Source organism: Ornithinibacter sp., from assembly GCF_035443565.1.
Taxonomy (GTDB): Bacteria; Actinomycetota; Actinomycetes; order Actinomycetales; family Dermatophilaceae; genus Fodinibacter.
Genome location: NZ_DAORSO010000001.1, coordinates 55,624 through 71,637, shown reverse-complemented (window position 1 = coordinate 71,637; position 16,014 = coordinate 55,624). Strand labels below are relative to the sequence as shown.

At 73.1% G+C, this 16,014-nt stretch carries 14 protein-coding genes; 10 read left to right on the top strand and 4 right to left on the bottom strand.

The genetic code is table 11. From position 1 onward, the window contains the following. Positions 1 to 36: 36 nt before the first annotated feature. Both PLL68_RS00335 and PLL68_RS00330 read right to left on the bottom strand, forming a co-directional pair. The gene (locus tag PLL68_RS00335) at positions 37 to 258 is read right to left on the bottom strand and encodes a DUF3107 domain-containing protein (RefSeq protein ID WP_324530539.1); all 222 of its coding nucleotides are present in this window, start codon (positions 256 to 258) and stop codon (positions 37 to 39) included. A gap of 170 nt (positions 259 to 428) precedes the next feature. Next, positions 429 to 1,049, bottom strand: a complete 621-nt coding sequence (locus PLL68_RS00330; protein ID WP_324530538.1) for a TetR/AcrR family transcriptional regulator — start codon at positions 1,047 to 1,049, stop codon at positions 429 to 431. Between the two features lie 94 nt (positions 1,050 to 1,143). Between PLL68_RS00330 and moeB the strand changes: the two genes are divergently transcribed. The 4 genes from moeB to PLL68_RS00310 all read left to right on the top strand — a co-directional run bounded on the left by moeB (position 1,144) and on the right by PLL68_RS00310 (position 9,636). Next, complete coding sequence (gene moeB / locus PLL68_RS00325; RefSeq protein WP_324530536.1) at positions 1,144 to 2,316, top strand: molybdopterin-synthase adenylyltransferase MoeB; 1,173 nt, start codon at positions 1,144 to 1,146, stop codon at positions 2,314 to 2,316. Between the two features lie 238 nt (positions 2,317 to 2,554). Beyond that, complete coding sequence (locus tag PLL68_RS00320; protein ID WP_324530534.1) at positions 2,555 to 3,214, top strand: dihydrofolate reductase family protein; 660 nt, start codon at positions 2,555 to 2,557, stop codon at positions 3,212 to 3,214. A 45-nt stretch (positions 3,215 to 3,259) separates the two neighbouring features. After that, positions 3,260 to 6,343 (top strand): ATP-dependent helicase, encoded by a 3,084-nt coding sequence (locus tag PLL68_RS00315; protein ID WP_324530532.1) that lies wholly within the window; start codon positions 3,260 to 3,262, stop codon positions 6,341 to 6,343. Continuing rightward, a complete protein-coding gene (locus PLL68_RS00310) occupies positions 6,340 to 9,636 on the top strand; it encodes an ATP-dependent helicase (RefSeq protein WP_324530530.1) in 3,297 nt (1,098 codons plus the stop codon). Before PLL68_RS00315 ends, PLL68_RS00310 begins: the two co-directional genes overlap by 4 nt. Here PLL68_RS00310 and PLL68_RS00305 read toward each other — a convergent pair. Beyond that, a complete protein-coding gene (locus PLL68_RS00305) occupies positions 9,602 to 10,927 on the bottom strand; it encodes a phosphotransferase (protein ID WP_324530529.1) in 1,326 nt (441 codons plus the stop codon). The two genes, PLL68_RS00310 and PLL68_RS00305, sit on opposite strands and share 35 nt — an antisense overlap. 41 nt (positions 10,928 to 10,968) lie before the next feature. Between PLL68_RS00305 and nudC the strand changes: the two genes are divergently transcribed. Further along, positions 10,969 to 11,922 (top strand): NAD(+) diphosphatase, encoded by a 954-nt coding sequence (nudC, locus tag PLL68_RS00300; RefSeq protein WP_324530528.1) that lies wholly within the window; start codon positions 10,969 to 10,971, stop codon positions 11,920 to 11,922. 33 nt (positions 11,923 to 11,955) lie between these two features. Here the strand turns inward: nudC and PLL68_RS00295 are convergent, their stop codons facing one another. Next, positions 11,956 to 12,225, bottom strand: a complete 270-nt coding sequence (locus tag PLL68_RS00295) for a mycoredoxin (RefSeq protein ID WP_324530526.1) — start codon at positions 12,223 to 12,225, stop codon at positions 11,956 to 11,958. A 138-nt stretch (positions 12,226 to 12,363) separates the two neighbouring features. Between PLL68_RS00295 and PLL68_RS00290 the strand changes: the two genes are divergently transcribed. The 5 genes from PLL68_RS00290 to PLL68_RS00270 form a co-directional block, all read left to right on the top strand. Beyond that, a complete protein-coding gene (locus PLL68_RS00290; RefSeq protein ID WP_324530524.1) occupies positions 12,364 to 14,499 on the top strand; it encodes an ATP-dependent DNA helicase UvrD2 in 2,136 nt (711 codons plus the stop codon). A gap of 157 nt (positions 14,500 to 14,656) precedes the next feature. Continuing rightward, positions 14,657 to 14,896, top strand: coding sequence for a hypothetical protein (locus PLL68_RS00285; protein WP_324530522.1), 240 nt, complete (start codon positions 14,657 to 14,659; stop codon positions 14,894 to 14,896). A gap of 255 nt (positions 14,897 to 15,151) precedes the next feature. Continuing rightward, entirely contained in the window at positions 15,152 to 15,439 is a 288-nt protein-coding gene (locus PLL68_RS00280) for a WhiB family transcriptional regulator (protein WP_324530545.1), read from the top strand. A gap of 35 nt (positions 15,440 to 15,474) precedes the next feature. Next, positions 15,475 to 15,606, top strand: coding sequence for a hypothetical protein (locus PLL68_RS00275; protein WP_281348919.1), 132 nt, complete (start codon positions 15,475 to 15,477; stop codon positions 15,604 to 15,606). 160 nt (positions 15,607 to 15,766) lie between these two features. Continuing rightward, positions 15,767 to 16,014 (top strand): HhH-GDP family DNA glycosylase (locus PLL68_RS00270; RefSeq protein WP_502910569.1); only part of this gene is annotated, 248 nt, incomplete at its 3' end.

The following is a 16,014-nucleotide window of genomic DNA, read 5'->3' as shown; positions in this document are numbered from 1 at the left end:
TCGATCAGGGTGTGCGGGGACGGGTGGTGAACGGGGTCAGGGGGTGAACCCGACGCGGGCCTTGTCGGAGTCGCCGACCTGGATCCAGCCGATGACCGAGCCGGGGACGAAGACCGAGCGACCGCGGGAGTCGGTGAGGCGCAGCACTCCGCCGTCGGCGAGAGCCTTCTCCACGGCCGCGGTGACCTCGGCGGTGGGTGAGTCGGTCTCGATCGTCAGCTCGCGGGCGACGTTCTGGACACCGATGGTGACCTCCACGGGCGCACACCTTCCTTCAGGGTTGGGGTGCGGCGTCACCGCACCACTGTCTGGATCAGGCTAACCCGCGCGGGCGGGGAGCCATTCCGGCATCCGCCGTGGGCGAACACGAAACACCTCGCCCGGCCAGCTGGCGACGGCCAGCCGGCGACCGCCGGGTCAGCGCAGTCTCAGGCCTCGACCTTGGGGAACGACCCCAGGCCACGCCACGCGAGGGAGCTGATCATCCGCGCGGCCTCGGCCTCGGGGACGTCGCCACCCTGTGCCAGCCAGTGGCGCGCGGCGACCTGCGCCATACCGGCCAGCGCGGACCCCAGGAGCAGGGCACGCTCGTCGTCGGCGCCGGTGTCCTCGGCGATGACCTCGGCGATCGCCTCCGCGCAGTTCATCTCCACGGCATCCAACCGGGCCCGCACCTGGGGCACGCTCGTGAGGTCGGACTCGAAGACCATCCGGAACGCGGCGCCGGCGCTCGTCACGAACTGGAAGTAGGCCGCGACGGTGCGCTCGACGCGAACCTCGTTGTCGCCGCCGACCTCCAGGGCCGCCCGCACCAGCGACTCGAGGGTGTCGCAGTGCTTGTCGAGCAGGGCCAGGTAGAGGTCGAGCTTGCCCGGGAAGTGCTGGTACAGCACCGGCTTGGAGACGCCGGCACGGTCGGCGATCTCGTCCATCGCGGCGGCGTGGTAGCCGGACTGGACGAACACGGCCTGCGCGGCGTCGAGCAGCTGCGCGCGGCGCTCGCTGCGCGGCATCCGCTGGCCGCGGGTGGGCATGGGGGTGCTGGTCATCGAGGTCCTTCGCTCCGGGCGTGAGGTCAGCATCCTACGGACGAGTAACGCGGTCCACCGGGACGGCCCGCAGGCTGGTTGTTACCCTCGCGCCATGTCGCGTCCCCCGCTCGTGCCCCCGGGGCCCGAGCTCACCGCCCAGGAGCGCACGCGCTACGCCCGACACCTCCTCCTGCCCGATCTCGGCAGCGACGGGCAGCGCCGGCTGCGCGCCGCTCGCGTGCTCGTCGTCGGCGCCGGGGGCCTGGGATCCCCGGCGCTGCTATACCTCGCTGCAGCGGGTGTCGGCACCATCGGGATCGTGGACGACGACGTCGTCGACCTCACCAACCTCCAGCGACAGGTCGTGCACGGGGTCGCCGACGTGGGGCGCCCGAAGACAAGCTCCGCGGCCGAGTCGGTGCGCGCGATCAGCCCCGCCACCGTGGTCATCGAGCACACCGCGCGCCTCGACGAGAGCACTGCCCTGGCCGTGGTCGCCGACTACGACCTCGTGCTCGACGGCGCCGACAACTTCCCCACGCGCTACCTCGTCGGTGACGCGTGTGCGCGCCTCGGCATCCCCCACGTCTGGGGGTCGGTGTTCCGCTTCGACGGCCAGGTGTCGGTCTGGTGGGCGGGTGAGGGGCCCTGTTACGCCTGCGTGTTCCCCTCGCAACCGGCGCCGGATGCCGTGCCGTCGTGTGCCGTCGGCGGCGTCCTCGGGGCGGTGTGCGCGAGCGTCGGGTCGGTGATGGGCACCGAGGCGGTCAAGCTCATCACCGGGATGGGCGAGCCCCTCGTCGGACGCCTGCTCGTGCACGACGCCCTCGGCCAGACCTGGGACGCGCTGCCCGTGGCAGCTGATCCCGGATGCCGGGTGTGCGGCTCCGGCGCGGACGTGGCGCGCCCGCTCGGGTGGGCGACCGGCATCCGGACTGAGGGGGCGGATGCCGGTGCGTCGCCACCTGATCGGCCCACCATCAGCGTGGATCGGCTGCGCGAGGAACTGGACGCCGGTGCCGTGGTGGTCGATGTCCGAGAAGCGGGAGAGCGCGAGATCGTCGCCCTGGCGGAGGCCGTCTGGGTGCCGATCGGCGACCTGCGGGCGGGTGCCGGAGTGCCTGGTGTCGATGCGGGGGTCCGGGTGTACGTGCACTGCAAGTCGGGCGGCCGGTCGGCCGAGGCGGTGGACCTGCTGCGAGCGCGCGGGGTGGATGCCGTGAACGTCGAGGGCGGCATCCTCGCGTGGGTGCGTGACGTCGAACCCCACCTGCCGACCTACTGAACGCAGGGCGTACGCGAGGGGCGCCGCGCTCTTCGGTGCGTCCGTCGTGGCGCAGTGTGCGTCATGGGCGCCCTCGTGGTGCGGTCGTGCTCCCGATGGGTGGGCCTTGCTCCCGATGCAGATCCGTTCTCCGGTGGTGCGTCGCTGCAGCACTGCACCACCGGAGTACGGACTCACCAGCGGAGCAAGGATCTGCGACGGGTGTGCTGAGCTGCCACGGTCCGGGACACTGGCCACCATGAGGAACGGCGTCCGGACACAGTTGCTGCGCGTGCAGAACTTCATGCTCTCCACAGACGGGTTCGGAACGGGGGAGGGGCTCACCCTCGAGCGTCCCTTCGGCCACGCCGACCCCGCGGCGCTGGCGTCCCGGGCCGGCGCCACGGCGAGCTGGCCGAACCGCACCGACCCGGGCGGGACCCGTGGCCTGGACGACTACTTCACCCGCGACTTCAGCACCAACATCGGCGCCGAGATCATGGGGCGCGGCAAGTTCGGCCCGCAGCAGGGGCCGTGGGAGGACCTCGAGTGGCAGGGCTGGTGGGGGGACGAGCCGCCGTTCCGCACGCCGGTGTTCGTGCTGACCCACCACGTGCGGCCGAGCATCACCTTGTCGGACACGACCTTCCACTTCATCGACGCCGACCCGCACGAGGCCCTGCGCCAGGCCAAGGAGGCCGCCGACGGCAAGGACGTGCGCCTCGGCGGAGGGGTGAGGACCGTGCGCGAGTTCCTCGAGGCCGACCTCGTCGACACGATGCACGTGGCCGTCGCTCCGGTCGAGATCGGCCGCGGGGGACGGCTGTGGGAGTCGCCCGACGAGCTGCTCGACCGCTTTCACCTCGAGGTCGTGCCCAGCCCGAGCGGCGTCGTGCACCACCTCTTCTGGCGCCGCTGACCTCACGGGTCAGCTGGTGTCGGAGGGGCGTGGTGGAATCCCGGGGTGCTCGTCCTTCGCCGCCCCGACCTCGCCGAGGCCGCTGCCCCCGTCCTCGACGGTTCGCAGCAGGCCGCGGTCGAGCACCGGGCTGCCGTCGTTCGGGTGCTCGGTGCACCCGGCACCGGCAAGTCCACGGTGGCCGTCGAGCGCATCGCGGCGGCGGTCGCCGAGGGGCTGACTGCTGACCAGTGCCTGCTGCTCGCCCCGACCCGACGTGCAGCAGCGCGCCTTCGGGATGCCGTCACGGCTCGCCTCGGCGGCACGACCACCACCCCCCTGGCGCGCTCGCACCAGTCCTTCGGGTTCGGCCTGCTCCGGCAGGCGGCCGCGCTCGCCGGTGACCCGACCCCGCGACTGCTGAGCGGCCCCGAGCAGGACGTCATCCTCGGCGAGCTGCTCGCCGGCCACGCCGCCGGCACGGCCCCGGCGCCGCAGTGGCCTGCCGAGCTCCACCTCGCCCTGCCCACCCGCACCTTCCGCCGCGAGCTGCGTGACCTGCTCATGCGTGCCGTCGAGCTCGGTCTCGAGCCTGAGGCGCTCGCGGAGCTCGGTCGCGACCACGGCCGAGGGGAGTGGGTGGCGGCGGCCCACGTCCTGCGCGAGTACGACGAGGTGACCGCGCTGTCCGCCGCCGGGGCGTTCGACCCGGCGTGGATCCTCGGCGCGGCCGCCGACCTCGTCGAGGACGACCCCACCTCCCTGCCCCAGAGCCTGCGCCTCGTGGTCGTCGACGACGCCCAGGAGCTCACCCCGCCGGGGCTGCGGCTGCTCCAGGAGACGGTCACGGCCAGTGCTGCCCAGCTGGTGCTCATCGGCGACCCGGATGCCGCCACCGAGACCTTTCGCGGAGCAGACCCTCGCCTGTTCCTCACTGCCTGGCCGCAGGCGGACACGATCACCCTCGGCGCCTGCCACCGTTCAGGAGCGCCGCTTCGCGCCGCGGCCTCTCGAGTCGTCGGGCACATCGGTGTCGTCGGCGGGGTGGCCCACCGGGCCGTGGACCCCGACCCGCGCGACGGGCGAGTCGAGACGCACCTCGTGCGCACGGCATCCCAGGAGGCCGGGTACATCGCGGGTCGTCTGCGCACCGCGCACCTCATCGACGGCGTGCCGTGGTCACGCATGGCCGTCATCGTGCGCGGCGGGTCCCGCACGGCCACCCTGCGCCGCGTGCTGCGCAGTTCCGGCGTGCCGGTCGACACGACCACCGCTGACCTCCCCGTGGCCGACGAGGCCGCCGTGCGGCCGTTCCTCACCCTGCTGACCTGGGCGCTGGAGGTGATCGCCGGTGGTGAGCACCTCGATCCCGCGCAGGTCGTCGACACGCTCACCTCCCCGGTCGGTGGGGCGGATGCCGTGTCGCTGCGGCGGCTGCGCCGCTCGTTGCGGCGACTCGAGCTCGACGGCGGCGGTGGCCGACCGAGTGACGTGCTGCTCGCCGAAGCCGTGCTCGCGCCGGGCGCCCTCGACCACGTCGGCCCGGAGGGCCAGCCCGCACGCCGGGTGCACCGGGTGCTGGCCACCGCGGTCGACGCCCTGCGCGAGGGGGACGGGGTCGAGGTCGTCCTGTGGCGGATGTGGTCGGCGAGCGGCCTGGCCCAGCCGTGGCGCGACGCCGCCCTCACGGGCGGCTCGGCGGGTGGGCGCGCCGACCGTGACCTCGACGCCGTGCTCGGGCTCTTCGATGCCGCGGCCCGCTTCGTCGACCGCCTCCCCGGCGCCTCCCCGGCTGACTTCCTCGATCACGTGCTCGCTCAGGACGTCGCTGGCGACAGCCTCGTCGCGAGGGCCCCCGCAGGTGAGTCGGTCGCCCTGCTCACGCCCGCGGCATCCGCCGGTCGCGAGTGGGACCTCGTCGTCGTCGCCGGGGTGCAGGAGGGGGTGTGGCCCGACCTGCGGTTGCGCGGATCGTTGCTCGGCTCGACCGACCTCGTCGACGTGCTCGCCGGCCGTGGTGATGACCCCCGGGCGGCGCGTGCGCAGGTGCGCCATGACGAGACCCGGCTCTTCCACGTCGCCGTCACCCGGGCCCGTGAGCACCTCGTCGTCACCGCCGTGCGTGGTGAGGACGAGCAGCCCTCACCCTTCCTCGACGTCATCGACCCGCTGCCCCAGGCGCGCACCTTCACCGACGTCCCGCGCCCGCTGACACTCGCGGGCCTGGTCGGTGAGCTGCGGCGCGAGGTCGCGGGGGAGGACCCGGCCCGCCGAGGAGCCGCGGTCACGACCCTCGCCCGCCTCGCCAGCCACCACGTGCCAGGCGCCGACCCCGCGCAGTGGTGGGCCCTGCGCGACGTCAGCGACACCCGCCCGCGCCGTGCGCCCGACGCACCGGTCGTGATCTCACCGTCGGCCATCGACCCGTTCATCCGGTGTCGCCTGCAGTGGGTGCTGCGTGCCGCGGGCGGTGACGGGCCCTCGATGGGCGCGCAGGACATCGGCACGCTCGTGCACGACGTCGCCCACGAGCTCGGTGACACCGATGCGGCGACCTACGCCGCCGAGGTCGAGGCGCGGTGGGGGCGACTCGGGCTCGCCCCCGGCTGGCTCAGCCGTCGCAGCCTGGCCCAGGCGACCGCGATGACCGACCGGCTGGCGCGCTACGTCACCGAGTCGGATGCCGCCGGGTGGCGCCGGGCGGCCTCCGAGGCCCGCATCGAGGCCGCGATCGGGCGAGCCCGCATCACCGGTCGGGTCGACCGCGTCGAGGTGTCGCCCACCGGCCAGGTGCGCATCGTCGACCTCAAGACCGGCGCCAGCAAACCGAGCGTCGCAGAGGTGTCCCGGCACGGCCAGCTCGGTGCCTACCAGCTCGCGGTGCAGCACGGTGCCCTGCCCGACGTCGGCACCGAGCCGGGCGGAGCAGCGCTGCTCCACCTGGGCAAGGCCGCCAACCTCACCACCACCGTGCAGGTCCAGCAGCCCCTCGACGCCGATGACGACCCGCAGTGGGCCCATGACCTCGTCGAACAGGTGGCGCAGGAGATGTCCGGCGCCGTCTTCTCCGCCACCCCCGGGACGAAGCAGTGCGGCACCTGCCAGGTCAAGGACTCCTGCCCGGCCCTGGCCGAGGGGAGGCGGCTGTGACGGTGCCGCGGTGGAGTGCCGTCGCGCTCGCGCAGGCGCTGGGCCAGCACGCCCCGACGCCTGAGCAGGCTGCGGTCATCGAGGCCCCGCTGCGCCCCCTGCTCGTCGTCGCCGGGGCCGGTTCGGGCAAGACCGAGACGATGGCGGCGCGAGTGGTCTGGCTGGTCGCCAACGACCTGGTGCGCCCCGACGAGGTCCTGGGGCTGACCTTCACCCGCAAGGCCGCCGGTGAGCTGTCCGAGCGGCTCTCCGCGCGACTGGCCACCCTGCGTGAGGCCGGCATCTGGGTGCCGCAGGAGGAGGACGGCGCCGCCGTGCTCGACGATGCCCCGACGGTCTCGACCTACCACGCCTATGCGGGCCGGATCGTGCGCGAGCACGGCGTTCGCCTCGGGGTGGAGGCCGAGAGCCGCCTGCTCAGTGAAGCCGCCGCCTGGCAGGTCGCCCACGAGTCGGTCGTGGCCTATGACGGGCCCATGGACGAGGTCGAGAAGGCGGAGTCGACCGTGACGACCGCGGTGGTCGACCTCGCCGGTGAGATGGCTGAGCACCTCGTCGACGTGGATGCCGTGGCCGCGCACCTCGACGAGGTGGTCGCCGCCCTCGAGCTCATCCCGCGGGGTGAGGCCTCGACGAAGAAGGCCTTTCCCAAGGAGGTCAGGGACGCCATCGCCGTGCTGCGCGAGCGGCGCGCGATCCTGCCGCTCATCAAGGACTTCCAGGCCCTCAAGCGCTCGCGCGACAGCATGGACTTCGCCGACCAGGTGCAGCTCGCCGCCCGCATCGCGATGACGGTGAAGCAGGTCGGGGTCGGTGAGCGGTCCCGGTTCCGCGCGGTGCTGCTCGACGAGTTCCAGGACACCTCCGAGGCCCAGCTCCAGCTCCTGCGGTCACTGTTCGTGGCTCCCGGTGCGGCGGTGCCGGTCACCGCCGTCGGCGACCCCCACCAGTCGATCTACGGCTGGCGCGGGGCGAGCTCGACGACGCTGCACCGCTTCCGTGCCGACTTCGTCGACGATGCCGGGCCGACCGAGGTGCTCCCGCTGTCGACGAGCTGGCGCAACGACCGAGCCGTGCTCGAGGTCGCGAACCACGTCGCGCAGCCGCTGACCCGTGCGACGTCGGTGCCGGTGCACCGGCTCGGGGCCCGCACGGATGCCGGCCCCGGGCACGTCGCGACGGCTCGGTTGTCGACGCTGGAGGACGAGGCCGCGCACGTCGCCGACTGGGTGCGGGCCCGGCTTCGTCGGCCGGGGCGCGCCACGGCGGCCGTGCTGTGTCGCAAACGCTCCCAGTTCGACCCGGTCATCGAGGCGTTGGAGGAGCGCGGTATCCCCTACGAGGTCGTGGGTCTGGGTGGATTGCTCCACACGCCGGAGGTCGCCGACCTCGTCGCCCTGCTCTGGGTCGTGCAGGACCCGAGTCGTGGTGACCGGTTGATGCGCCTGCTGACCGGGCCGTCGTGCCGCCTCGGTGCCGCCGACCTCGACGGGCTCGGTGCGTGGGCCCGAGAGCGGCAGCGCACCGGCCGTGACCGGAGGCGCACCGACCTCTCGCGCGACGCCAGCGAGCAGGCCAGCATCGTCGAGGCCCTCGACGACCTCCCACCCGCCACCTGGGTCGGGCCGGAGGGCCAGTCGCTGTCGCCCACGGCCCTCGCCCGTCTCAAGGGCCTTGCCGACACCGTGCGCCACCTGCGCACCCTCACCGGCCTCGGTCTGGCCGAGTTGGCCGCCGAGGCGGAGGTGGCCCTCGGTCTCGACATCGAGGTGCTGGCCCGCACCACGTGGAGCCCGGGCGCCGCCCGTGCGCACCTCGACGCCTTCGCCGACGTGGCGGCGACCTTCGCCGCCAGCGCTGACCGGTCGACCCTCGGCGGGTTCCTCGCCTGGCTCGACGCGGCCGTCGACGAGGAGCGCGGCCTCGACCTCGGCTGGGTCGAGGCGCGCCCCGATGCCGTGCAGGTGATGACCGTGCACGCGGCCAAGGGGCTGGAGTGGGACGTCGTGGCCGTCCCGGGGCTCGTGGAGTCGTCGTTCCCGGCCCACTCCGGCACCTCGACGACCGTCAAGGACGGCGCGTGGAACCACTCGACCCCGACCGACAAGGGCTGGCTGGCCGGCCTCGCGACCCTTCCCTACGACCTGCGCGGCGACGCCGACGGGCTGCCGCACTTCTCCTGGCGCGGCCCGCACACGTGGGACACCATCGCCGGCACGTCCGGCGAGTACCACCGGTTCAGGGGCGCGGTGGCGGCCCACGGCATCCTCGAGGAACGACGGCTGGCCTACGTCGCCTTCACCCGGGCTCGTCACGACCTGCTCCTGACCAGCCACGTGTGGGGCACGGCCGGCACTCCTCGACTGACGTCGCGCTTCCTGCTCGAGGTGCGTGGGAGCGGGCTGGCTCAGGCGTCCGGCCCGTGGGTCGACCTGCCGCCCATCGACCCCAAGCCGCAGAACCCGCGAACGGCCGAGCAGGTGGACGTCGCCTGGCCGACGCAGGACCACGTGCCCCGCAGGCAGGGGCTGCTCGAGCCCGCCCGGGCCATCGCGGATGCCGTGGCCTCCCTCTCGCAGGCACCCGACGGCTCCGGTGTGGCTGCTCCCCGCGGGCCGTGGGACGACGAGGTGACGATGCTGCTCGCCGAGCGGGCTGCGCGCGGTCGCGGTGCTGACGTCGACGTCGTGCTGCCCGCGCACCTGTCGACCTCTGCCCTGGTCGCGCTCGCCGAGGACTCCGCCCGGTTCACCCTCGACCTCCGGCGCCCCATGCCCACCCCGCCGGCCCTGTCGGCGCGCCGCGGAACGGCCTTCCACGCCTGGGTCGAGGAGCACTACGCCCGGGCAGCGTTCGTCGACATCGACGAGCTGCCGGGGTCGGCCGACGACGGAGCCGTCGACGACGACCTTGCCGCGCTGCGCGCCAGCTTCAGCGCGAGCGAGTGGGCGGATCGCACGCCGGTCGAGGTCGAGACGAGCGTCGAGACCGTCCTCGACGGCATCGCCGTGCGTGGCCGCATCGACGCCGTCTTCGAGGAGGTCGGCGACGACGGCCAGCCCTCGTGGGTCGTCGTCGACTGGAAGACCGGGGCGGCGCCGAGCGGATCCCGTGCGTCAGCGCGAACGCTTCAGCTCGCGGCGTACCGCATCGCGTGGGCGCGGGTGCGCGGGGTGCCGGTCGAGCGGGTGCGCGGTGCGTTCTTCCACGCCGCGACGGGCGAGACGACCTGGCCGGACCTGCCGGGGGTCGACGGGATCACTGCGGTGCTGAGGGCCGCTCGTCCGGGCTGACCTCGCCGGACCCGAGTTCGTCCGCGTCCTCCTCGTCGGTCTCGGCCAGCGCGGCATCCTGGCCCGGCGCATGGTCTTCGTCCGGCTCGTCATCCTCGGAGTGCTCCAGCTCGAGCCACGCGGGGACCTCGTCACCGGCGGCGACGGGAACAGTGACGGGAACCGCGACGGGAACCGCGACCGTGTCGTCGCGGTCCGTCTCCACGAGTTCGGAATCCACCGGCTCGGTTTCCATGAGGTCGGGGTCCACGAGCTCGGGCAGCTCCTCGTCGTCCTCGTCGACGACGAGGGCGGGGGGTGGGGTCGGGCGCGTCCGGATGCCGATCGGCGCCAACGAGGTCCGGCGGTAGTCGTCGGGCTCCTCGCCGGCGTGGACGGCGTCGTCGAGGCGGCGAAGCTGGGTCGTCAGCACCTCGACGGCACCGGCGTCCTGCCGGGACAGGGCGGTCATGAGGGTGCCGAGCAGGCCGAGTTCGGCGACGAGGCGGGCGCGCACGATGAGGTTGGTGTCGGGGCGTTCGACCCGTGCGTGGGCGTAGGCCTCGAGCACGGTCTCGACGGCCTCGGGGCTCGCGTCCGCGACGAGAGGGGCGAAGTCATCGGCGGGATCGGCGACCTTGGCGTCCTCCCAGCCGGTCATGGCGCGGATGGTGCCCGTCGACGCGTCGGAGTCGTCGGTGAAGACGGCCAGGACCTGGTCGCCGGTGAGGTCTCCGTGGGTGGCGGTCGGCGCGAACCGCCAGAGGGTGACGTCCTCGAGGGCCTTCTCCCACCGGGTCAACAGCGTCGTCGGCACGCGCCCGGTCTCGGCAGCGCGGTCGAGCTCGGCGAGCCGGCGGCTGCGGTAGGCGTCGGCGTCGTACGACGGCAGGCCCGCCTCGTCGTAGATGGCCGGGTCGGTGTTGTGCAGGGCGGCGATGGCCCGGCCGAGCTCAGCGGCCAGGCCGGGGCCGGCAGGCAACTCGGCGAAGTCCAGGTTGTGCCCGGGCAGGTACGGGTAGACGGCAGCGCGCCCGCCCTCGGCCAGGGCGACGAATCCCTTGGGTGCGGGGACCGCGAACGGTAGCCGTCGGCCGAGCAGGGCCAGCAGGGCGACGGTGCGGTCCATCTCGGCACCTGCGACGTCGCTGCGGGGGACCCGCACCACCCATCTGCGGTGCTCGGTGTCCTGGATGAACGCGACGTCGAAGGACTGGTCCGGGGTGCTCGACAGGGCCTCCACGCTCACCGGGTCGAGCCCGGAGACCGCGGCGCTGGCGAGGGCGGCGAGATAGGCGGGGCTGCGGTCCACGCGACCACGGTATGCGCTCGACCCCCCATAGGCTGGGACGCGTGCCCGACCGTGCCGCGATCCTGCCTGACCTCGCCCTCAGCCGGTCCGTCCTCGACAGACGCGGCGACCTGCGGGCCGACCCCTCTCTGCTGACCCGGCTGTTGGCTGACGGCGACACCCGCGTGCTGCGCCTGGTCGGTGACCGCGCCGCCGTCATCGCTGGCGGGAGCACCGGTGACGGCAGCGACGAGGTGACCCGGGTGGTGTTCGACGCGCCGACCCCCGAAGACCTCGACCGGCTGGGCCTCTACCTCGGGGATGCCGCGGCGGTCTCGTACGTCGGCGTCGTCGCCGACGACCTCACGGCATCCGTCGAGGGTGACGATGCGTGGCGCACGCTGCGCCAGGTCGGTGCCACCCTGGCCGACCTCGACGCGCACGCGCTCGTGACCACGCTGGCGCTCGCGAACTGGCACCGGTCCCACACCCACTGCCCCCGGTGCGGCACCCCGACCGAACCGGTGCTCGCGGGGTGGATCCGGCGGTGCCCGGCGGACTCCAGCGACCACTATCCGCGCACCGACATGGCGGTCATCATGGCGGTCGTCGATGCCGACGACCGGTTGCTCCTCGCGCGGGGCAGGGGCTTTCGGGGCAACGGGATGTCGGTGCTCGCGGGGTTCGTCGAGCCGGGCGAGAGCCTCGCGGGGGCCGTGGCTCGCGAGGTCCTCGAGGAGGTCGGGGTGGCCGTCACCGACGTCACCTACCTCGGTGACCAGCCCTGGCCGTTCCCGTCGTCCCTGATGCTCGGGTTCACCGCCCGCGCTCTCGACACCGACCTGCACCTGCAGGCAGAGGAGATCGAGGCGGCACGCTGGTTCAGCCGCGATGACCTCGTCGCGGCGTTGGCGGACGGCTCGGTCGTCATCTCGGGGCAGCTGTCGATCTCTCGGCGGATCATCGAGCACTGGTTCGGTGGGCCGATCGACTCACCGGACATCCCCCTGCGCTGACCCTCGTCGTTCGCCAAGTCCGGATGCCGGGGGTCAGGTGAGGCGGGAGCGCACCTCGGCGATCGTCGGGTTGGTCGCGGCGCTGCCATCTGCGAAGAGCAGGGTCGGCACCGTCTGGTTGCCCCCGTTGACCGACATGACGAACTCGGCGGTGCCGGGCTCGTGCTCGATGTCGACCTCGGTGAAGGAGATGCCCTCGCGCTCCATCTGCGACTTCAGGCGGCGGCAGTAGCCGCACCAGGTCGTCGTGAACATCGTGACGGTGCCCGGCGCGGGCAGGTGGGTGACGGCGGCGTCGCTCATCGTGGTCCTTCGGTGGTGAACGGGTGGGCTCGGTGGAGGTGAACGTCGCACCACGGCCGATCCTTCCCGGCCTGCGGTGCCATCCCTGCCGTCCAGACCGTCCGGCCCCGTCGGTGGCCCCACCTAGGATCATGGGCGATGAGCAGCCTGCCAGTGCACCCCGGAGCCGACGCGGTCCTCGATGCACTCGACCCCGAGCAGCGCGAGGTCGCGGCTCACCCGAGTGGCCCGATGTGCGTGCTCGCCGGCGCCGGCACGGGCAAGACCCGAGCCATCACCCACCGCATCGCGTACGGCGTGCTGTCCGGGGTGTACCAACCCCAGCGGGTCCTGGCCGTCACCTTCACGGCCCGGGCCGCCGGTGAGATGCGCACCCGCCTGCGCGACCTCGGGGTGGGCGGGGTCCAGGCCCGCACCTTCCACGCGGCATCCCTGCGCCAGCTGCACTATTTCTGGCCCCAGGCGATCGGCGGTGCGTCGCCGGAGGTGATGCCGCACAAGGCCAGTGCCGTCGCCGAGGCCGGCTCCCGCCTGCGGTTGCGCCTGGACAGCCCCGCCATCCGTGACCTGTCCTCCGAGATCGAGTGGTCGAAGGTGTCGTTGCTGACTCCCGAGTCCTACGCGGCGGCAGCCGCCGCAGCACGACGTGAACCCCCGGCCGGTCTGGATGCCACGGCGATGGCCCGCCTCATCGCGGCCTACGAGGAGGTCAAGACCGACCGGGGCGTCATCGACTTCGAGGACGTCCTGCTCCTCATGGTCGGCATCCTGCGCGAGCACGAGGAGGTGGCCCGGGCGGTGCGCAACCAGTACCGGCACTTCGTCGTCGACGAGTACCAGGACGTCAACCGCCTCCAGCAGACCCTGCTCGACCTGTGGCTGGGCGAGCGGCGCGACATCTGCGTCGTCGGGGACCCGGCGCAGACGATCTACTCCTTCACCGGGGCCTCACCCGAGCACCTGCTCTCGTTCCGCACCCGCCACCCCGACGCCCGCACCGTCGAACTCGTGCGCAACTACCGCTCCACCCCGCAGGTCGTCACCCTCGCCAACCTCGTCCTGCGCGGCCCGGGCGGGCAGCGCCGATCCGGCTCGGTCGAGCTGCGTGCCCAGCGCGCCGACGGGCCCGTGCCCGAGCTCGTCGTGGCCGACAACGACCCCGACGAGGCGGCCGCCGTGGCGACGCGTATCGCGTCGTTGCTGGATGCCGGGCACCCACCCTCCGAGGTTGCCGTGCTGTTTCGCACCAACGGCCAGAGCGAGGCCTTCGAGTCGGCGCTGGCCGAACGCGGCATCCCCTACCTCGTGCGCGGCGGCGAGCGCTTCTTCTCCCGCAAGGAGGTGCGCGACGCGGTGGTGCTCATGCGGGGCGCGGCGCGCTCCGACGACGGGTCGGTGCCGCTGCCCGACCTTGCCCGTGACGTGCTGCTCGGGGCCGGCTGGTCCCGGGAGGCCCCCACGAGCGGGGGAGCGGCGCGCGAGCGCTGGGAATCGTTGGCCGCGCTCGCCGGCCTGGCCGACGACCTCTTCGCGACCGACCCGCAGGCACGGATGCCGGCCCTCGTGCGTGAGCTCGAGGAACGGGCCGCGGCCAGCCACGCACCCACGGTGCAGGGCGTGACCCTGGCGTCCTTCCACGCCGCCAAGGGGCTCGAGTGGGACACCGTGTTCCTCGTCGGCTGCTCCGACGGGTTGCTCCCGATCACCATGGCCGACACCCCGGAGGCCGTCGAGGAGGAGCGGCGCCTGCTCTACGTCGGCGTCACCCGCGCCCGCGAGCGACTCGTGCTGTCCTACGCAGGGGCGCGCACGCCCGGGGCCAAGGCGACTCGACGCCCCTCCCGGTTCCTCGACGGCACCTCGAGCGTGCTCGGCGACGGCGCCCGCTCTCAGGCCCGTCGACGCAAGGCGCCCGGAACGGGTGGCGGGGCCGGTGGTGGCAAGGGCAAGCCGGCGGTTCGTTCGACGTGCCGCACGTGCGGGGCTGATCTCGGGACGGCCCGCGAACGGACCATCGGCCGATGCTCGACCTGCCCACCCACGATGGATGAGCGGCTCTTCGAGGCCCTGCGCGAGTGGCGCCTGGAGACCGCCCGCGAGGCCGACGTCCCGGCCTTCGTCGTGTTCACCGACGCCACGCTGACCGCGATCGCCGAGAAGGTGCCGCGCGACGTCGCCGCGCTGTCACGGATCACGGGGGTCGGCCCGGCCAAGCTCGAGCGGTACGGCGCCGCCGTCCTGAGCCTCCTGGAAGAATTTTCTGAAGCCCAATAGCCCTGTGCAGCAGTACTTTTCGAGCTGGTGGCGGCTGCTCCGCGCCTGGCATGCCGATAAATGCGTTGCCCCGGCCACGAGGGCTCACCTAACCTGACAGGCGTGCGCCCGGTCGGGTGTACGCACACCGCGAGTTCAGTGAGGAGGGTTGGCCCTGATGGAGACGACGATGACCAAGGACCTGGCGATGAGCGCTGTCCGCGAGATCTGCGCGCGTCCCTGGCGCAGCGCCAACACCGCTCACGCAGGCACCTTCGGCTCCGACCAGGGGCGCACTGTGTCCTACCCCGGCAGCGCCACCCGTGACGACAAGCTCGTCGCCGGTGTGTTCGCCGTCCTGGGCAACGCCCTGGCCCAGCCGTTCGGGTACCCCCGCCTTGAGGCCCCACCTGTCTGACATCTGACGACAGGTCACCTCAAGGCCGCGGATCCCGACACGGGATCCGCGGCCTTCGTCATTCCCAGTGACACCACTCACTCCCGCTGACACCACTCGCAGCCATCCGCACCCAGACCACACCCCGAGGCCACCGCCATGACCACCACCGCAGATCGGATCGACACCGATCGCACCACGACCCCGCGCCACACCTGGCGCACCGAGACGACGACGAGCCGCACCCGGCCCGTCGACCAAGGAGGTGACACCCCGATGATGCTGACCCAGCTGCTCGACCTGCACGAGGCGTCCGACGCCCTCGGCGAAGCCATCCCCTGCCGGGAGAACGACGCCGAGCTGTGGTTCGCCGACACCCCCGACGGCGTCGAGTTCGCCAAGGCCCTCTGCGGCACCTGCCCGGCTCGGGACGTGTGCCTCTCCGGGGCCCTCGACCGGCGTGAGCCGTGGGGTGTCTGGGGCGGAGAGCTCTTCGTCCAGGGCGCCATCGTCGCCCGCAAGCGTCCTCGCGGACGTCCCCGCAAGACCGACGTCGCCGCCTGAGGCGACCAGTCACCTTCGACCACCAGGAGATCCCGATGTACTTCCGACGCATGCAGCGCATCCGTCGCACCGCGCACCAGCGCCGCGTCCACGAGGCGCAGCGTCAGGTGCAGGCCGCGGCCGAGCGCGAGCAGCTGCGGGCGGTCATCCACAGCCACGTGCGATGACCCCCCAGACCACCCACCAACCCCGGCAGCAGGTCGAGGTGATACCGCACGGATTCGCGGGCGGTACCACCTCGACCCCGGCGGCGGCAGCGGCACCGCCCCTCGCCGGGCCCGACTTCTGGCGCGCGGTCGCCGTCGAGGTGCTGGCTACGCTGTCGTCATGGCTTCGCTGACGATCGCCCAGGACCCGAGCGCCGACCGTGTCCTCTCGCAGGACCCGTTCGCCCTGCTCACCGGGATGCTGCTCGACCAGCAGTTCCCCATGGAGCGCGCCTTCGCCGGCCCCGCCAAGGTGCTCGAGCGGTTCGGCACCCTCGACCCGGCCGCGATCGCCGCCGCGGACCCCGAGGCCTTCGCCGACCTGTGCGCCACCCCGCCGGCCGTGCACCGCTACGGCCGCTCGATGGC